The 17,273-nt window shown below is 53.4% G+C and carries 19 protein-coding genes and 1 riboswitch; all 19 genes read left to right on the top strand.

Annotation, left to right across the window (positions count from 1 at the left end; genetic code table 11):
- Window positions 1–286 precede the first annotated feature (286 nt).
- The 19 genes from mscL (at window position 287) to ccsA (ending at window position 17,252) form a co-directional block, all read left to right on the top strand.
- The gene (gene mscL, locus NST43_RS19495; protein ID WP_339218815.1) at window positions 287–688 is read left to right on the top strand and encodes a large conductance mechanosensitive channel protein MscL; all 402 of its coding nucleotides are present in this window, start codon (window positions 287–289) and stop codon (window positions 686–688) included.
- A 106-nt stretch (window positions 689–794) separates the two neighbouring features.
- Window positions 795–968, top strand: a riboswitch (FMN riboswitch).
- A 223-nt stretch (window positions 969–1,191) separates the two neighbouring features.
- A complete protein-coding gene (gene ribD, locus NST43_RS19490) occupies window positions 1,192–2,298 on the top strand; it encodes a bifunctional diaminohydroxyphosphoribosylaminopyrimidine deaminase/5-amino-6-(5-phosphoribosylamino)uracil reductase RibD (protein ID WP_339218814.1) in 1,107 nt (368 codons plus the stop codon).
- 27 nt (window positions 2,299–2,325) lie between these two features.
- Window positions 2,326–2,994 (top strand): riboflavin synthase, encoded by a 669-nt coding sequence (gene ribE / locus NST43_RS19485; protein ID WP_339218813.1) that lies wholly within the window; start codon window positions 2,326–2,328, stop codon window positions 2,992–2,994.
- Between the two features lie 62 nt (window positions 2,995–3,056).
- A complete protein-coding gene (locus tag NST43_RS19480; RefSeq protein WP_339218811.1) occupies window positions 3,057–4,310 on the top strand; it encodes a bifunctional 3,4-dihydroxy-2-butanone-4-phosphate synthase/GTP cyclohydrolase II in 1,254 nt (417 codons plus the stop codon).
- 42 nt (window positions 4,311–4,352) lie between these two features.
- Window positions 4,353–4,820, top strand: a complete 468-nt coding sequence (gene ribE / locus NST43_RS19475) for a 6,7-dimethyl-8-ribityllumazine synthase (protein WP_036698212.1) — start codon at window positions 4,353–4,355, stop codon at window positions 4,818–4,820.
- A 133-nt stretch (window positions 4,821–4,953) separates the two neighbouring features.
- On the top strand, window positions 4,954–5,745 hold the full coding sequence (locus NST43_RS19470; RefSeq protein WP_209984119.1) for a segregation/condensation protein A: 792 nt from the start codon (window positions 4,954–4,956) through the stop codon (window positions 5,743–5,745).
- A complete protein-coding gene (scpB, locus tag NST43_RS19465) occupies window positions 5,714–6,310 on the top strand; it encodes an SMC-Scp complex subunit ScpB (protein ID WP_209984117.1) in 597 nt (198 codons plus the stop codon). The genes NST43_RS19470 and scpB overlap by 32 nt, the downstream gene beginning before the upstream one ends.
- 175 nt (window positions 6,311–6,485) lie before the next feature.
- Window positions 6,486–7,184, top strand: a complete 699-nt coding sequence (locus tag NST43_RS19460) for a DUF2953 domain-containing protein (RefSeq protein WP_339218809.1) — start codon at window positions 6,486–6,488, stop codon at window positions 7,182–7,184.
- Window positions 7,185–7,266: 82 nt separating this feature from the next.
- Complete coding sequence (gene ytfJ, locus NST43_RS19455; protein WP_209984111.1) at window positions 7,267–7,761, top strand: GerW family sporulation protein; 495 nt, start codon at window positions 7,267–7,269, stop codon at window positions 7,759–7,761.
- A 184-nt stretch (window positions 7,762–7,945) separates the two neighbouring features.
- Entirely contained in the window at window positions 7,946–9,238 is a 1,293-nt protein-coding gene (locus NST43_RS19450; RefSeq protein WP_339218806.1) for a D-alanyl-D-alanine carboxypeptidase family protein, read from the top strand.
- Between the two features lie 26 nt (window positions 9,239–9,264).
- Window positions 9,265–9,936, top strand: a complete 672-nt coding sequence (locus NST43_RS19445) for a nucleoside recognition domain-containing protein (protein WP_209984105.1) — start codon at window positions 9,265–9,267, stop codon at window positions 9,934–9,936.
- Window positions 9,937–9,942: 6 nt separating this feature from the next.
- The gene (locus NST43_RS19440; RefSeq protein WP_339218805.1) at window positions 9,943–10,476 is read left to right on the top strand and encodes a spore maturation protein; all 534 of its coding nucleotides are present in this window, start codon (window positions 9,943–9,945) and stop codon (window positions 10,474–10,476) included.
- 223 nt (window positions 10,477–10,699) lie between these two features.
- Complete coding sequence (locus NST43_RS19435; protein WP_039310863.1) at window positions 10,700–11,038, top strand: helix-turn-helix domain-containing protein; 339 nt, start codon at window positions 10,700–10,702, stop codon at window positions 11,036–11,038.
- A complete protein-coding gene (locus tag NST43_RS19430; RefSeq protein WP_339225308.1) occupies window positions 11,020–11,958 on the top strand; it encodes an IS3 family transposase in 939 nt (312 codons plus the stop codon). The genes NST43_RS19435 and NST43_RS19430 overlap by 19 nt, the downstream gene beginning before the upstream one ends.
- Before the next feature lie 589 nt (window positions 11,959–12,547).
- Entirely contained in the window at window positions 12,548–12,892 is a 345-nt protein-coding gene (locus tag NST43_RS19425) for an N-acetylmuramoyl-L-alanine amidase (RefSeq protein ID WP_339218802.1), read from the top strand.
- 20 nt (window positions 12,893–12,912) lie between these two features.
- Entirely contained in the window at window positions 12,913–13,671 is a 759-nt protein-coding gene (locus NST43_RS19420; RefSeq protein ID WP_209993949.1) for a pseudouridine synthase, read from the top strand.
- Between the two features lie 112 nt (window positions 13,672–13,783).
- Complete coding sequence (gene resA, locus NST43_RS19415) at window positions 13,784–14,308, top strand: thiol-disulfide oxidoreductase ResA (RefSeq protein ID WP_339218799.1); 525 nt, start codon at window positions 13,784–13,786, stop codon at window positions 14,306–14,308.
- On the top strand, window positions 14,305–15,993 hold the full coding sequence (locus NST43_RS19410) for a cytochrome c biogenesis protein ResB (protein WP_339218797.1): 1,689 nt from the start codon (window positions 14,305–14,307) through the stop codon (window positions 15,991–15,993). The genes resA and NST43_RS19410 overlap by 4 nt, the downstream gene beginning before the upstream one ends.
- Window positions 15,990–17,252: a cytochrome c biogenesis protein CcsA gene (gene ccsA, locus NST43_RS19405; RefSeq protein WP_209993947.1), complete on the top strand. Its 1,263-nt coding sequence runs from the start codon at window positions 15,990–15,992 to the stop codon at window positions 17,250–17,252. The genes NST43_RS19410 and ccsA overlap by 4 nt, the downstream gene beginning before the upstream one ends.
- The last annotated feature ends 21 nt before the right edge of the window (window positions 17,253–17,273 follow it).

Here is a 17,273-nt window from a genome sequence, read left to right as displayed (position 1 = left end):
TTTAGAATATTAGGTATTTCGTACCCCGCTTAAACAGCGGAGCGGACGGAACGATTGTGTAAAAGCGATAGCGGTCGCCTTGGTCTCCGGATTTTCACCGCTAAGGGGAATGAAAAAAATCTGGAGAGCACAGCGATTGGAACAACGGTCCGTTTGCGGAGCGTCCATCCATGTGCATACGTTGATCCTACTCCGTTTATACATTTTTCTGCTTGCAGGTTGCTATACGTGTTGCTATAAATGCTATAATAATTTCAAATTCAAAGTTTCGGAGGGATGGTTCGTCATGTGGAAGGAATTCAAAAGCTTCGCCATGAAAGGTAATGTACTTGATCTGGCGGTGGCCGTAATCATTGGAGCGGCATTTGGCAAAATTGTTACCTCGCTGGTGGCTGACATCATTATGCCGCTTATCGGTCTGATCAGCGGAGGGATTGATCTGAAGGAACTAAGCTTCGGAACGGGAGAAGCTGCGGTGAAATACGGTATGTTCCTGCAGACCGTGGTCGACTTCTTCATTATTTCCTTCTCCATCTTCATGGTGGTGAAGCTGAGTACCCGGTTCAGACGCAAGGAGACGGTCAAGGTAGAGGTGGTGGAGACACCCGCTCCGGCAGCGGACATCCTCCTGCTGACAGAAATCCGCGACCTGCTGAGAGCGGACAAGCAGCGCGAGTCGGGTGTATAAGGGAATTAAGTTACATAAATATAGTAAATTTCCTAAACACACTTGCATTTCCCGCAGTGAAGTGATAATTTTGTTGTAGGCGTAACTTGGTATTGAACTGAATAGATCAATCCTTCAGGGCAGGGTGTGATTCCCTACCGGCGGTGATGCTGTTGGAGCTGGCTGAATATAGCTGGTTCCGGCGCTTAGTCCGCTACCCGCTTCGTATGATATTGCTACGGACGGTGGACCCGGTGTAATTCCGGGACCGACAGTATAGTCTGGATGGAAGAAGGAGAGATTCACGCGCCGCGCTTGCAACAGGCGGCCGAGCAGCAGTGTTTTCGGATATTATGTGCGAACTTTCACAATGGTGGAGGTCCGGCGTTTATTTACGCATATATTCTTTGCTGTGATCACCTCTCGTATATCCCGTCTTGAACTCCTCCTGGAGATTGAGACGGGTTTTTCTGTTTAGGGTTTGGTACACATGAAGAATACAGCCTTGGGATGGGAGGCAAGACATGGATAAGATGAACGATGAGTTTTACATGTCCCTTGCGCTGGATATGGCGGAGCGGGCACAGGGCCAGACCGGAATTAATCCTGTGGTCGGCTGCGTAGTCGTGAAGGACGGCGCCATGATCGGGATTGGCACCCATTTGCAGCGCGGAACCGGGCACGCCGAGGTGCATGCGCTCAATATGGCAGCCGGTAAAGCGCAAGGCAGTACGGCCTATGTTACGCTGGAGCCTTGCAGCCATTACGGTATTACGCCTCCTTGCAGCCAGCGTCTGATTGACGAAGGCGTGGCCAGGGTGGTTGTCGCCTGTGAGGACCCCAATCCTCAGGTGGCAGGCCGGGGAATTGCGATGCTGCGCGAGCAGGGAATTGATGTTGAAGTAGGTCTGCTGCGGGGCCGGGCGCTGCGGCTGAACGAGAAGTTCATCAAGTATATTTTGACGAAGCAGCCGTTCGTGACCCTCAAGAGCGCCAGTACGCTGGACGGCAAAATTGCCACCCGGACCGGAGACAGCAAGTGGATCTCGAATGCTGAGGCACGGGAGTTAGTACATACTCTGCGTCACCGCCATCAGGGGATTATGGTCGGGGTGAATACGGTGATTGCCGATAACCCTTCGCTGACGACTAGACTGAATGTACCCGGACGGAATCCGCTGCGAATTATCATAGACTCCTCGCTGCGCCTTCCGCTGGACAGCGCTGTGGTCAAGGATGGACTCGCGCCTACGGTGGTCGTAACGACAGAGGCAGCCGATCCTGACCGCAAAGCAGCGCTGCTGGCAGCAGGGGTACAGGTGATTGCTGCGGGCAGCGGTCCGCGTGTGGATCTGCAGGCGGCTATGGCTGCGCTCGGTGCAATGGAGATTGGGTCTATTCTGCTGGAAGGCGGCGGGACGCTGAATGGGGCGATGCTTGCGGAGGGACTGGTTAACCGGGTGGTCCTCTTCTTCGCTCCCAAGATTGTCGGCGGCGGCGCGGAATCAGCGGGAACCTTCGACTTCGCAGGTGTGGAGCTGATGCGTGATGCCATCCAGCTTGAAGGATTGGAAGTGGAAGTGCTCGGGGATAATGTGTGTATCAGCGGCACCCCGGTTCCTCAGCATTAACTCGAACATTCAGGAAGGAGGGATGGTATGTTTACCGGCTTGATTGAAGAGATTGGAGTTCTGCGCAGCGTCACCAGCGGCGGGGAGATGATGGTGCTGAATATCGGTGCCTCCCTTATTATGGGAGATCTGAAGATCGGCGACAGTGTGGCAGTCAATGGGGTCTGTCTCACGGCAACCTCACTCGGGGACCATCATTTTACCGTTGACGTCATGCCCGAGACTTACCGCAACAGTACGCTCAAGGAGCTGCGCACCGGATCAAAAATGAATCTGGAACGCGCCATGGCTGCCGGCGGACGCTTCGGAGGGCATATTGTCCAGGGGCATGTGGATGGAACCGGAGAGATCCGCAGCGTCAGGCGCGATCAGAATGCAGTGGTGTTCGAGATTGCCCCGGACCGCAAATCCCTGTTCAAATTCATCATTCCCAAAGGCTCCATTACGATAGACGGCATCAGCCTTACCGTTGTGAAGACGGAAGCCGCAACCTTCACCGTGTCGATTATCCCGCACACGCTGGGAGAGACGGTGCTGGCCCACAAGCGGGCGGGAGACCGGGTGAATATCGAATGTGATGTACTCGGTAAATACGTGGATCATCTGCTCCATTACGGTTCACGCGCGGGCAATGAAGATGATGGAGGGAGCTCGAAGATCAGCCATGATTTTTTGGCGGCTAACGGGTTCGTATAATCTATAGAACAGGCATACGGCAAGCCGTCAGGTAAGCGTATAGCCATTAGGAGGACAGTAATATGAGCCAGCAAGCTGACAAAGACAGTGTTCTTGACCCGATTGAAGATGCGATTTATGACTTAATGCGCGGTAAGGTCGTTATCGTTGTAGATGATGAGGACCGAGAGAATGAAGGAGACTTCATTGCTCTGGCGGAACGGGCTACCCCGGAAGTGATTAACTTCATGATTACCGAAGGAAGAGGCCTGGTCTGCGTACCGATCACAGCGGAGCGTGCAGAGGAGCTGGACCTGCATCCGATGGTGTCCCAGAATACCGATAACCATGGTACGGCGTTCACGGTTTCGATTGACCACGCGGATACAACTACCGGCATCTCGGCCGGTGAACGGTCCCAGACGATTAAGGCCATGCTGGACCCGAATGCCAAGCCGGCCGACTTCCGCAGACCGGGGCATATGTTCCCGCTGATCGCCAAAAAAGGCGGAGTTCTGCGGCGCTCCGGCCACACTGAAGCCGCAGTCGATCTGGCCCGCATGTGCGGGGCTTATCCGGCGGGCGTGATCTGCGAAGTAGTGAAGGTGGATGGTACTATGGCCCGCCTGCCTGACCTGATTGAAATCTCCAAGAAGCATGATCTTAAGCTGATCAGCATCAAGGATCTTATTCACTACCGTAACGAGAAGGAGCATCTGGTTACCCGTGAGGTAGCGGTGAATCTGCCAACGGATTTCGGTGATTTCCAGACCATTGCCTATACGAACGAGGTAGATGACAAGGAGCATGTTGCCCTGGTCAAAGGCGATATCTCCGGGGAAGAGCCAGTGCTCGTCCGTGTGCATTCCGAGTGCTTGACCGGCGATGTGTTCCATTCGCACCGCTGCGACTGCGGTCCACAGTTTGAAGCGGCGCTGCGCCAGATTGAAGAAGCGGGCAGGGGTGTACTCCTCTATATGCGCCAGGAGGGCCGGGGAATTGGCCTGATCAACAAGCTGCGCGCCTACAAGCTGCAGGAAGAAGGGCTGGACACTGTGGATGCCAACTTGAAGCTGGGCTTCGCGGCAGATCTGCGGGATTATGGCATTGGGGCACAGATTCTCAAAGATCTCGGCATCCGCCAGATCCGGCTGCTGACCAACAACCCGCGCAAGATCAAGGGGCTGGAAGGCTATGGTCTTGAGGTGGTAGAGCGCGTAGCGATCCAGATGCCGGAGAACAAGGACAATACCAAATATCTTCATACGAAGCAGGCCAAGCTTGGCCATCTGCTGAAATTTGACGATATCGAACAGAATGAGGATTCCAAAATTTAATCATAGATTACCTATCCTATACACGAAGGGTTGATGAGTAGCATGCCGAATTATTTTGAAGGACACTTAGTATCTGAGGGCTTGAAATATGGGGTTGTTGTAGGACGTTTCAATGAATTCATTACCAGCAAGCTGCTCTCGGGGGCCCTCGATGCCTTCAAGCGCCACGGCGCCGCCGATGATGAAGTGGATGTGGCCTGGGTACCGGGCGTATTCGAAATTCCGCTGATTGCCCAAAAAATGGCTGAAAGCGGCAAGTACGACGCTGTAATCACGCTGGGTACAGTTATTCGCGGATCTACAACACACTATGATTATGTGTGCAACGAAGTTGCCAAAGGTGTGGCAGCGATTAATCTTAAGACCGGTGTTCCGACCATTTTCGGTGTGGTTACGACGGAGAATATTGAACAGGCCATTGAGCGCTCGGGGACCAAAGCCGGCAATAAAGGCTGGGATGCAGCGACTGCCGCCATCGAAATGGCGAACCTGAACAAGCTGTTTAAATAATACGCCTCTTGACGAAAGAGCGTAAGTCGTGCTTATTTATAAGTATGAGAAGAAAGCATGAACATAGATCTTTCTACTTGTGTAGCGTCCATGCGGCGCTGCACTTTACTTTTTTTGGGCTGGAGGAAACCGCGTGACTGTATTGTACAAGCTGGAGACGTTCGAAGGTCCGCTCGATCTGCTCTTGCATCTGATTGACAAGGCGGAAATCGACATCCAGGACATTCCGGTCAGCGAGATCACCGAGCAGTATATGGAATTCCTACAGGGAATGAAGGAGCTGGAGCTGGATATTACCAGTGAATTTCTGGTGATGGCGGCCACTCTCCTGTCGATTAAGAGCAAAATGCTGCTGCCGAAGCCGCCCGTCATTGAAATCGAGGACTTCGATTATTATGAGGATGACGGCTATGATCCGCGTGCGGAGCTGGTACAGCGCCTGATTGAATACCGCAAGTTCAAAAGCATCGCGGTGCAGCTGCTGGATATGGAGAGCGAGCGCAGCCTGATTTTTACGAAGGAGCCGGAAGACCTGGGCCCCTTCGTTCCTGCGCAGACGGACAATACACTCAAGGGTCTGCATACCGCTGATCTGATCGCTGCGTTCCGCAAGGCGCTAAGCAAGGCTGCCCGGCGCACCTCATACCAGCGCATCACCCGGGATGAGATCTCGGTCAAGGACCGGATTCGTGAGGTATCGGAAGCCCTGCAGCGCAAAGGGACCGGAGGCAGAGTACGGTTCTCATCCCTGCTGCACGACGAGATGGCCCGGCATGAGATTGTGGTCACCTTCCTGGCTATCCTGGAGCTGATGAAGATGAAGGCGATTGTCTGTTACCAGGAGAAATTATTTGAGGATATTGTCATGGAATGGAGAGGAGGAGAGGATACCCATGGATTACAACACGCTGAAATCAATTATTGAAGGCCTGCTCTTTCTGTCAGGCGATGAAGGTCTGTCGGTCCGGCAGATTGCCGAGATTACCGAGCAGCGGCCCGATCTGGCTTCCAGGGCGCTGGAAGATTTAAGAGAAGATTACCACTCACAGAGCCGTGGGCTTCAGGTGGTGCAGATTGCCGGTAATTACCGGCTGGCGACACTCCCGGAGCATGCGCAGTATTTCGAGCGTCTGGCGTATTCGCCCTCCAGATCATCCCTGTCCCAGGCGGCGCTTGAGACACTCGCGATAGTGGCTTACCGTCAGCCGATCACGAGAGTGGAGATCGAGGAGATCCGGGGCGTCAAATCCGAACGGGCCATCCATACGCTGGGCAACAAGGATCTGATCCACGAGGTAGGCCGGGCGGAGGCTGTCGGGCGTCCGATTCTGTACGGCACGACCAAGTCCTTCCTGGACAGCTTCGGGCTGGCCAGCCTGAAGGAGCTGCCGGAGCCGTCGAGTTTCGATACCTCCGAGGGTCTGGAAGAGGAGACCCAGCTGTTGTTCAGCAAGCTGGACAGCCAGATGACTTTTGATGAGCCGGAATAACCACAGCGGACTGCCGCTGTGATAGAGATGCCGTTGTCCCCTCCGGGGCAGCGGCATTTTTTCATGAAAAAATGGAGATTTTTGCGAAATCACCGAATGTTATCCAGACGTAATTGCCATACTAATCCAGAGGCTCCACATTTATTATTCTAAAGGCTGCTTGGAGGTTAAACGTGTGACGTTATGGTTAGCAATACCCTTAATCCTGCTGCTGCTCGTTATTCTGCTGTTCCTGCTGGTTCTGGCGTCATCGATTCATTTTCACTTCCATGTACGCAGGCTGGGCAAGGATGACCGCATCGAATTCGATATCAAAGCTGTATATGGCCTCGTTAAATTTCATTATGAGGTGCCCGCGCTGGTCTTCCAGAGTATCGAACAGGGAATTAAGCTCAAGGTGGAGAAAAGCGGAATGGCGCCGGTGAAGCGGGACAGCGAGAAGGAACAACAGGTCGATAAGGAATCTGTGACGAATTGGCTAAAGAACATACGCACTGCACTTAAGGCCACCCGTGGGCTGAAAAAATGGCTGAGAGGTACCTTGTCCCATGTGAAAATTTCGCAATTCGACTGGTCTACGGACTTCTCCCTGGGGGATGCTGCAACAACCGCCACGGCGGTAGGGGCCTTATGGGGTTTTAAATGGACAATGATCGGAGCCGTATCCTGCTTCGTCCGTCTGATGCACAATCCGAGGATATTTGTGGCTCCCGTGTTTCGGGATGAGCCGTCTTTTGCAACGGAAGCGGTCTGTGCCGGTAAACTGTCAGCCGGATATGCGCTCTATGCGGGGCTACTCCTGCTGCGCCGTGTCTCGAAGGTGGAAGGCGGCCTGGGCCGGTGGAAGAAATTGCTGAGCCGTGAGTATTCCTAAAAAAACTACATACTCCAATCCATAGTGGGCAAGCTAAATACTGCAGGTACATTTTTATATACACTCAAGGAGGAGACAAACAATGTCAGATCATCCGATTCAAGGTCTAATGCAGACCGCAATGGAAAATATTAAAGGCATGGTTGATGTAAATACAATTGTTGGAGATCCGGTTGAAACGCCCGATGGCACAGTCATTCTGCCGATTAGCAAGGTGACGTTCGGTTTCGCAGCAGGCGGCAGTGACTTCAGGGTGGAGGATGAGGCTCCGGGCGTGAACAGCAGCGGGTCCGGTGTCAAAATGCTTCCCTTCGGGGGCGGCAGCGGGGGCGGCGTGTCCATTCGTCCAATCGCTTTTCTGGTCGTTGGCAGGGAAGGGGTACATATTGTGCCGCTGGATAATCAGACGCATCTGTTCGAGAAAATCATTGATGCCACGCCTAACCTGCTCGACAAAATCCAGAATATGTTCCAGCCCGGCATGGTTCCCGAAGCTTCAGACATTCCCGGCTCGAAGGTAACCAAAACCGTTGTGGAGACCGGGTCCGGCTCATCGGATCATTCGTCAGCGCATTAGGGTACGTCAACACATTAGGATACAAGGAAATAACAAATTAGCGGGGATATCACCTTAGAGGGTGGTATCCCTTTTTTGCCGGATGATAGAGGATAGGACATACCTGCCCTCTGCACCGCATACACTTGTACAACCAGGCAAGACTGATGAACCGTTGCGTAAGGAACGGATAAGAAGCCGGAGGATGAACATGAAGATATTAACCCGAAAATCTATGCTGTCCTTACTGTTGTGTGCGCTGTTGCTTGCGCTGGTACCGGTGTCTGCCGTTAGTGCAGAGAACCGTTCGATCTCCACTCATGCCAGGGCGGCGGCGCTGATTGATGTGACATCCGGAAGAATTCTGTACAGCAGCCGCGGGGATGAACCTATGCTTATTGCCAGTCTGACCAAAATTATGACCGCTCTTGTGGCGATAGAGAACAGCGATATTACGTCGAAGGTCAAGGTAGGTAAAAATGCTTTTGCCAAGGAGGGCTCCTCTCTGTACCTCAAAATGGGCGAGGAAATGACGCTGAAGGATATGCTCTATGGGCTGATGCTGCGCTCCGGTAATGATGCAGCAACTGCAATTGCCGAGCATGTCGGAGGTTCGGAGCAGGGGTTCGTTTACCTGATGAATGCCAAGGCGCAGGAGCTGAATTTGAAAAATACGCATTTTGCCAATCCGCATGGATTAGATGCAGAAGGCCACTTTTCCAGTGCGAATGATCTGGCCGTATTGACCGCTTATGCGATGCATAACCCGGTATTCAAGGAGATTGTAGCGACCAAAGAGAAGACGGCGGACAATCCTTATGAGAAGTGGGACTACAAGTGGAGCAACAAAAACAAGATGCTGCGCCTCTACGAAGGGGCGGACGGGGTGAAGACGGGGTATACCAAAAAAGCGCTGCGGTGCCTGGTCAGCTCCGCTACAAGGGACGGGCAGCAGCTCGTGGCGGTTACGCTGAACGACGGCAATGACTGGAACGACCATGCCTCGCTGCTGGACTTCGGCTTCAACCACTATCCTCTGAAGACGCTGGTCGAGCGGGGTGAAGCCGTCAAAGGCTACAGTCTGGTGACCGGCAAAGCTTTCGCGTATCCGCTTGGTCAGGGGGAGGAAGCCAGGCTCGTCAACAAGCTGGAGCTTAGTGCAGATCCGCAGGCTTCTGCGGGTGGCGGTGCTGCGGGTACGGGGAGTGCAGGGAGTGCAGGTGTAGGCTCCAGTGTAAGTGCAGGTGCGGGTAGGGCTAGTGTGAATGCCAGTGGGAGTGAGGGTGATCTTAACTTCGGGCTCAGAGGTGTGATTATTTTGCAGCTGGGAGATAAGGAGATTGGGCGGGTTCCGGTGTACACGCCTAGCCAGCTTCCGCCGGAGACCTCACCGTATGTGGAAAAATACAACGCTGCGAGCGCCACCGCCTATCCGGCGGGCAACTGGCTGCAGGCGTTCGGCAGTGCGCTGCGGGCGTTGTTCCATACGGGGGGATAAAGAATGAAGCGGGGGAGGGGATAACCATGTTAAATGGAATCTGGCTGGGGATGATTCTGATCGGGTTTGGCTTTGCGGCGGTTAACGGACGGATGAACGAATTCACCGCCGCCGTATTCGATGGTGCGAAGAGCGGAGTGACCGTCAGCTTCGGGCTGATCAGCGTGCTGGTGTTCTGGCTGGGAATTATGCGGATTGCGGAGGATGCCGACCTGCTGAAGAAAATCTCCAGAGTGCTGGGTCCGGTTGTCTCCTTTCTATTCCCGGATGTGCCCAAAGGGCATCCCGCAATCGGCTACATCCTCTCCAATATGAGCGCCAACCTGCTGGGGCTGGGGAATGCGGCCACTCCAATGGGCATTAAGGCGATGCAGGAGCTCCAGACACTGAACCCGGATAAGGAGACGGCTACACCAGCGATGTGTACACTGCTTGCGCTGAACACTGCCAGCATCACCCTGATTCCGGCGACCCTGATTGCGATCCGGCTGAATTACGGATCGGCGGACCCGGCGGCCATCGTCGGGACCACGCTGGCGGCGACGGCGGTGGCTACCCTGGCAGCGATTGCTGCAGACAGGCTTTTCCGCCGCCTGACCCTGCTCCGCAGGCCGCCCGGACCGCCGCCGGTTCTGAAGACCGGGACAGGCCCGGCGACCGGGAGCGGGGCGCTTCCACAATCTTCGGTGAAAGGGTGACCGTCCGTGTTACAACTGATCAGTCTGATCTCTGCCTGGGCGATTCCGGTAATGGTCACCTTTATTCCGCTGTATGCCTTCACGCGCAAGGTTCCGGTCTATGAATCTTTCGTGGAGGGGGCGAAGGACGGGTTCGGTACCGCCATTGCGATTATCCCCCATCTGGTCGGCATGCTGGTGGCGATCAGTGTGTTCCGTGCCTCCGGTGCGCTGGACTTCCTCATGGGCTTTGTAAGCCCTCTGATGGAGGGACTGGGTATTCCGTCAGAGGTGCTTCCGCTCGGTCTCCTGCGCCCGCTGACGGGCACTGGATCACTTGCCTATACCACAGACCTGATCCGCGTCCACGGCCCGGACTCTCTCATCGGTATGATTGCTTCTACTATACAGGGCAGCACAGATACCACCCTGTATGTGTTGACTGTGTATTTCGGCGCCGTGGGCATCCGTAACGGCCGCTATGCCCTGAAAGTGGGCCTGTTCTCGGACATCGTCGGCTTTATCGCTGCCATTGCTGTTTGTCTGCTGGTGTTCGGGTAGGAGGGCGCGAGTGGAGGGGATAGGTTGATAGATGGATTTCCTCCACTTGCTGCTAGACGAATGAGCGTTGTTGAGACAGTAGTTGGAAAAACGACACTTAATTATACACGTTATCACTAATGTGGTGAAATTAAACAAATTAAATGCCCTTTCTCTTAAGCCCCCTAATCAAAGTGGAGACCTTGACATGTAAGAGGTACACTAAGAAGAGGGAGTGGAGCCGATGAGAAGCAACAAGTTGTATGACGAACAGCGGATCAAAGTAGCCCAAGAAGCGATCAATGGAACCAAGGTTTCCTTCCTGGCCCGAAAGTATTCCGTCTCTCCCAGCACCATTGCCAATTGGGTGAAGTTCTACAAAGAACGATTTGGAGAAGAGGCCACTCCGTCCGTCCAAGAACGGATTGAAGATGCGGAGCGTGTCCAAGATCTGGAGACGAAGATGGAGACGGCCATTAAGTTATTGGGTGAAAAGGATCTGGAAATCGAACTGCTGCGTGAACTCTTAAAAAAAGCCAACCCCGCTTACAAGACAAACTCGAACTGGCCGACGAAGCGATAAAGCGGGGTTATTCGGCTACACTGGTTCTACGTATCGTGGAGGTTCAACCTTCCACCTATTATGCGCATAAAAAACGTTTCCTGGGGCTTTGGAGTGCCCCGGATGCGGTCGTGACTTCGGGTCGTCCGATCCCCGCCTATTCCCTCACTACCGGCGGTCTGCGGGTCAGTGACCTACAGATCGAGGAGTGGCTGAGTGAGCTGGTAGAGGGCGAGGAGAACGGCTATGGCTACCGGAACCTGGCGTATGCCCTATCGGTCCAGCAGGGCTTAATCCTCAACCACAAGAAGGCGTACCGGCTGTGCAAGAAGCTCGGATTGCTTCAGAAAAAGCCGGTGAGGAACCTAAAATACCCTCGACGTTTAGCGCGAAATCGAGTGGTCACCGGCCCCAACCAACTCTGGCAGATTGACATTAAATATGGATACATTCATGGCTACGACCGCTTCTTTTTTATCTTTGATATGATTGATGTGTTTGACCGCTGTATCGTCGGCTACCACGTGGGCGCGAGCTGTACAGCGAAGCAAGTCTGTGCCACGTTAAGGGAGGCGCTGGGCCGACGTTTACAGCCTGGAGATCCCTCACCGGTGATCCGTTCCGATAACGGCCCGCAATTCCTAAGCGACGTCTTTGGCGAGCTGTGTGCGGAAACGCAGCGTCCTCTGGAGCATGAGCGGATTCCTCCAAAAACGCCGAATATGAACGCCTACATTGAGTCGTTTCACAGTATTTTGGAGAGAGATTTGTACACGAAAAGGTACTTTGAAACGTTTGAAGAAGCCTATGAAGCGGTCGCAGTTTATATTAATTTTTACAACGAGCGCCGTTTTCATGGCAGTTTGCAGCGCATGAGCCCCAAGCAATACCACGCCGCATGGAAAGCAGGCAAGCTAAAACCGATAGAAATAAAGCTGTAAACAAGATCCTGCGAAAACACGAGTTTTTAGCAGAATGTCTCCATAATTAGGGGGCCGAACCGCTTTTTCCACTTGCTTCAACCAATTTCCCCGAAACTCATAAATTAAGATACGTTTCTCCAATTGCTTGCCTTTAGGCGAGAGCCAATGAAGGGTATTAGTGCAACTGATTATCCGGGCAGACCGCCCCAGAAACCAAGGCGGGTTCAGAAGGTAGTGCTATCTCCAAGCGCTGCCCCGCAGCCGCTTGCCCTACAGTCCTCACCCCCTTCCGGGAGGTGAGGACTGTTTGTTATTAGGTTTGCCCGTGCGTAGACGGAGTAGCGGAGAGGAAGCTTGGAACTGGAGGAGCGCTAGCGACCGCCTTTAAAGTTGGATTTCTACTGCCGCTGGGCAGTCTAATCAAGGAAATCCAACTTTAACAGCGGCCGGAAGTCCAAGCATTCCTCGGAGCTACGATTAGTCAACGCTTTTATTCTCTCCCGCCTGGCTCCCGCCCCGCTCACCAAACATTTTAACAAACATTCCTCACCGCCCGCCCCCCCACTTCATATGCTATTTCAGCAATACGGAGGGAGGACGACAAAGGGTGGACTACAAAGGCTTTATTCTGCATCATTCCCGCTGTCCGTCTATTAACGGCAAAGGCTTCGACTTCTGGGTCGGGCTGAACGGCTCGGTCTATGCGGCGCCGCTGCTGACAGACCCGGAGCATATTCATATTTGCCTTGAGGGCAACTACGGGGAGGAGGAGCAGCTGCCCGGCCTGCCGGAGCGCCAGCAGCAGCTTTTTGCGGCGGGGAAGCTTATACTGGAGCTGTCCGGGCGCTATCAAATGTCGCCGCTTACGGTGGAGCCGCATAGTGAAACTTGCCCCGGAGCATTTTTTCCGTGGAATGATCTTGTGATTTATGCCTCTGATGGTTATCATTAACCTGAGGTGAGTAGTCGAAAATGGAAAGATTACAGAAAATATTGGCGCAAGCAGGTGTTGCGTCCAGACGCAAATGTGAAGAAATGATTTTGGCCGGTAAAGTGGAAGTCAACGGGGAACTCGTAACTACGCTTGGCACGAAGGTGGACCCCGCAACCGATATTATTAAAGTCTCGGGCAGACTGGTCCGGGGCGAGAATAAAATCTATATTATGTTCAACAAGCCCAAAGGTGTAATTACAAGCGCCTCGGATGACAAGGGCCGCAAGGTAGTAACGGATTATCTGAAAGGAATCACAGAGCGCGTATACCCTGTAGGCCGCTTGGACTACGATACGGAAGGGCTGCTGCTGCTGACGAATGACGGTGAGTTTGCCAACCTGCTCACGCATCCGAAGCATCATGTGCCGAAGACGTATCTGGCCACGGTCAAGGGTGTACCGCATGGCACAGCGCTGGACAAGCTGAAGGCCGGCATTAAGCTGGAAGACGGCATGACCGCTCCGGCGGAAGTTGAATACAAGGATATTGATGAAGCCAATAAAGAAGCGGTAATCAGCATCACGATCCATGAAGGCCGCAACCGCCAAGTCCGGCGGATGTTCGAGGCTGTGTCGCATCCGGTTATCCGTCTGAAGCGGATTTCCTTCGGGGATATCATGCTACAGAATCTCAAGCGCGGCTCCTACCGCCATTTGACCAAGGATGAGATCAATCATCTGCAGCAAATTGCCAAAGCGGGAATGCTTCGGGACAATCAGACACGCAAAGACACATAAAGTTCACAATTCCCCCTCCTAAAACTGTGACAATATTCGTTATAATGTTCATAGGATGTTCACACCTTACAACTAAAGTAATGAGTTGCGTCACAGAAGGGGGTACCCCTGTATGGGCAAAGCCAGGAAGCCAATCCAAATCGTGATACTATTTCTAATCGTTCTGCTTGGGGGTTATGCCATCAGCTCCTCTGTGTTCGGGGGAGACGGCAAGCTTGAAGAAGGTGGGAAAGCGCCGAATTTTGAATTGCTTGGGCTGGATGGTGCAACCCATACGCTGGAGGAATTCAGAGGGAAGTCGGTTGTACTGAACTTCTGGGGCTCCTGGTGCGCACCATGCGTGAAGGAAATGCCTGCCCTCCAGGCACAGTGGGAGAAATGGAAGTACCAGGGTGTCGTAGTCTTGGGCGTGAATGTGGGCGAGGATCAGATGACAGTGGACAATTTCGTGAAGCTCGTGGATATTGATTTTCCGGTTGTGATGGATAAGGGACGCGACGCGGTCCGCAGCTACGGGGTCTCCCCGCTGCCTACCACCTTCTTCATTAATACGAAGGGCAGGGTGGACAGCATTCATATCGGCCAGCTGGATCTGAGCTCGCTTGACGAGCAAATCGGGAAGCTGGTGGAACCATGAGTAAGCATGAGCCGCTGATCAGCAACACCAAATGCGAATGCGGTCACCAGAATCCTGTAGGAACGGTTCTCTGTGAAGCGTGCGGCAAGCCGCTGGATGAGAAGGAAGAGAACGCCTCGGGGAACCTGGAGATGCGCTACGATGGGGTGGCCCGCCGTTCACAACGGGTAAGTCCGGGAGTGATCGACAAGATCTGGAACTTTTTTTCCTCCGTCAAAATAGCTATCTACCTGATTGTGCTGACGCTGCTGGGTGCGATGCTCGGTACGATTTTTCCACAAGAAGGCACCTTTTTGAATATTGACGCTTCAACCTATTATGAACAAACGTATGGAACAGCCGGGAATATATATTATAGACTCGGCCTTTCGCATACCTATGAATCCTGGTGGTTCGTGACGCTGCTGGTCATGATCGGAGCTTCTCTGGTCATCTGCAGCCTGGACCGCGTGCTTCCGCTCTACAAGGCACTAACCCGGCAGAAGATCCGCAAGCACCGACAGTTCCTTACCCGTCAAAAGCTTACGCTAAATACAGAGGTTGAGGGGGAGCCGGAGGAATGGGTGGCCCGGATCGTTCAGCCGCTTAAGAAGAAAGGGTACCGCGTGCGGGCGGAGGGAGGCGCATTACTGGCCGAGAAACACCGTTTCAGCCGCTGGGGACCTTATGTAATACATATTGGCCTGATTATATTTTTGCTTGCTGTGCTTGCCAGGGGACTGCCGGGTCTGAATATGGATCAGCATCTTGCTTTCCCGCAGGGAGAGACGGTGAGGATACCGGACACCAGCATGTACCTGAAGAATGAGAAGTTCACGGTAGAATTCTATAGTGAAGAAGAGATGCCCGAGGAATTCCGGGGCAAGAAGACCCTCCCTAAGCTTTACGAGACGAAGGCGGTTCTATATGAATGCACGGCAGACTGCAGCGATCCTTCCAAGGAGCCTCAGCTTGCGGAAGTTGCCAGGCATAACATTCAGGTGAATTCTCCGCTGAGCTACCAAGGAATGAAAGCGTATCAGTTTGACTATGATCTTACGCCTGTACTGCGTTCCGTGCAGCCTGATCTTGTGAATGCTTCTACCGGTGAGAGCTACGGCAAGTTCAGACTGGATATGAAGAATCCGCAGCGCAGCTTCAAGGCGGGACCGTACACGCTTGAGCTGAAGGAGAAGTATATGGATTTCGGATTGAATGAGGAGGGCCGTCCGGTCTCCACCTCCCCTTATCCGAACGCTCCGGCGTTTCTCTTCCTGATCCATGGACCGGATCTGCCGGCAGAGGGGCAGCAATATTTCTATTTCCCGAAGCAGGTGGACAAGGAGCGCTTCCAGCAGGTGGCCATCAACGACAAGCTTGGAGGCGGCACACGGTTTCTGGAGCTTGAGGTCGGCAGTATGACGGATGTGGATTTCTCGGAATCCACCACCTATCTCAATATACGTGTGGACCGGGCCATGCCGTTCGTCTGGATTGGTGCGGGTATTGTCATGCTGGGGCTGATTCTCGGCTTCTATTGGCAGCACAGACGCATCTGGCTGATCGTTGAGGACGGACAGCTGGTGCTTGGAGGCCATACGAACAAGAACTGGTTCGGCTTCCGCCGTGAGCTCGTTTCTATTCTGGAGCAGATAGACATGACAGTCGATGACAAATCATTGGACAACGGAGGAGGCATGGCATGAACTTGCTCGATTTCAGCAGTGACGTCTTTATAGCCGCATTTTTCTTATACAGCGGTGCCTTCATGTTGTTCACCATTGCCATTATGGGCCGCAAATGGTCAGGCAGGAAGCCGGAGGAGCATACGGCACGGTGGGGCCGGATTGCTTTTATCACCTCCTCACTCGGACTGCTCTGCCATCTGGCCTACTTTATTACCCGCTGGATCGGGGCCGGTCATATTCCGGTAAGCAATATGTATGAGTTCATGACCTTCCTATCGATGATGGTAATGGTTGCCTTTACGGTGATCTTCGCCATCTACCGCAAGATGATTCTCGGGGTATTTGCGGTTCCGATCTCGATTGTTGTAATGGCCTATGCTGCGGTATTTCCGCAGGAGGTTCAGCCGCTCATCCCGTCACTGAAATCAATCTATCTGAATATTCATGTCACGCTTGCTGCGCTCGGGGAGTCCTTCTTCGCGGTAGGCTTTGCCGCCGGACTGATGTATCTGCTGCGGACAGTGAAATTTGACAGCAAGGAACGCAGTGACCGCAAGCAGCAGCGGCTGGTCGAATTTACTCTGTTCTCGATCATTGTTATAATTGGGTTTCTTGGATCTGTATTTGCCTTCCGCGGCGCGGGCTATGAATCTGTTTTTGTCCGTTCTAACGTTACGATTGACAGCTCCGGGCAGGAAGATAGTACAATAGAGAAAGTAAGTTATAAAATGCCGCCGATTGTGGCACCGTACCATAGCGAAATTGAGAGCTTCCAGCCGTTTCTTGGGCTGCAGAAGCCTTTGTTTCAAGCACCTTCCTGGATGAATGGCGTCAATGCCGGGCGCAAGTTCAACACCGTGATCTGGTCACTGCTGTCCGGACTGCTCCTGTATGGTATTCTTCGGCTGGCCGTGCGTAAGCCGCTGGGGAAGGCCCTTCATCCGGTACTTGATGGAATCGATGAGAATGACCTGGATGAGATTACCTACAGGGCAATCGCCATCGGGTTTCCGATTTTCACACTTGGGGCTTTGATTTTTGCAATGATATGGGCCGAGGTGGCTTGGGGCAGATTCTGGGGATGGGACCCCAAGGAAGTCTGGGCACTCGTCACCTGGCTGTTCTACAGTGCGTATCTCCATTTGCGGCTGGCCCGCGGATGGCAGGGGCGCAAATCCGCTTGGCTCGCTGTACTCGGCTTTCTAATCGTAATGTTTACCCTGGTCGGCGTTAACCTGGTTATAGCCGGACTTCATTCATATGCGGGAACGGACTGATAAGCCCGGGCTTCTCCGGGC

It is taken from the genome of Paenibacillus sp. FSL H8-0332 (assembly GCF_037963835.1).
GTDB lineage: Bacteria > Bacillota > Bacilli > Paenibacillales > Paenibacillaceae > Paenibacillus_AQ > Paenibacillus_AQ rhizoplanae.
Note: the sequence above shows the minus strand (reverse complement) of the source record. Positions and strands in the feature narration are given on the sequence as shown.